At 49.8% G+C, this 837-nt stretch carries 2 protein-coding genes; one reads left to right on the forward strand and one right to left on the reverse strand.

The window, feature by feature from the left end:
• Nucleotides 1-272: WD40 repeat domain-containing protein (locus ACM0OZ_RS49060; protein WP_414590196.1), on the forward strand; the 272-nt coding region annotated here is incomplete at its 5' end.
• A gap of 176 nt (nt 273-448) precedes the next feature.
• On the opposite strand, the gene ACM0OZ_RS49065 is transcribed toward ACM0OZ_RS49060, so the two are convergent.
• On the reverse strand, nt 449-837 hold a 389-nt coding region (locus tag ACM0OZ_RS49065; RefSeq protein ID WP_414590197.1), incomplete at its 5' end, for a WD40 repeat domain-containing protein.

The following is an 837-nucleotide window of genomic DNA, read 5'->3' on the forward strand; positions in this document are numbered from 1 at the left end:
TTGGCGTCAGCTTCAGCCCGGATGGCAAGATTCTGGCTTCAGCTAGTGCTGACAACACGGTGAAACTGTGGGACACCAGCACGGGCAAACCAATCAAAACTCTCACTGGGCATACAAAGGAGGTTATTGGCGTCAGCTTCAGCCCGGATGGCAAGATGCTGGCTTCAGCTAGTGCTGACAAGACGGTGAAACTGTGGAGGTGGGATTTGGATTATCTACTTCAGCAAGGATGTAGTGCAATTGTCACTGGGATGACAATTTGTACCAAGTAAGAGCGAAGCAAAAAACATTGAAAGTCTCTCTGGACAATAGTTAGCTCTTTTTGCTAGGGGCAGGTCAGTTGAAAATAAGGTAGCGGGATCTGAGGGCAGAAGGAGTGAAGATTTTCATCAGGGTGCTGAACTGCAAGTTTATGACCCACTAAACTCCAGTTTATAAGATTTTGAGGCTATTTTGTTACCCCGTTAGCAATGGCACTACGTCCTTGCTGAAGTAGATAATCCAAATCCCACCTCCACAGTTTCACCGTGTTGTCAAAACTTGCCGTTGCCAGCATCTTGCCATCCGGGCTGAAGCTGACGCCCCAAACCTCCTTTGTATGCCCAGTGAGAGTTTTGATTGGTTTGCCCGTGCTGGTGTCCCACAGTTTCACCGTGTTGTCAGCACTAGCTGAAGCCAGAATCTTGCCATCCGGGCTGAAGCTGACGCCCCAAACCTCCTTTGTATGCCCAGTGAGAGTTTTGATTGGTTTGCCCGTGCTGGTGTCCCACAGTTTCACCGTGTTGTCAGCACTAGCTGAAGCCAGAATCTTGCCATCCGGGCTGAAGCTGACGCCCC

This window comes from Scytonema sp. PCC 10023 (assembly GCF_963920835.1).
Lineage (GTDB): Bacteria > Cyanobacteriota > Cyanobacteriia > Cyanobacteriales > Nostocaceae > Kalymmatonema.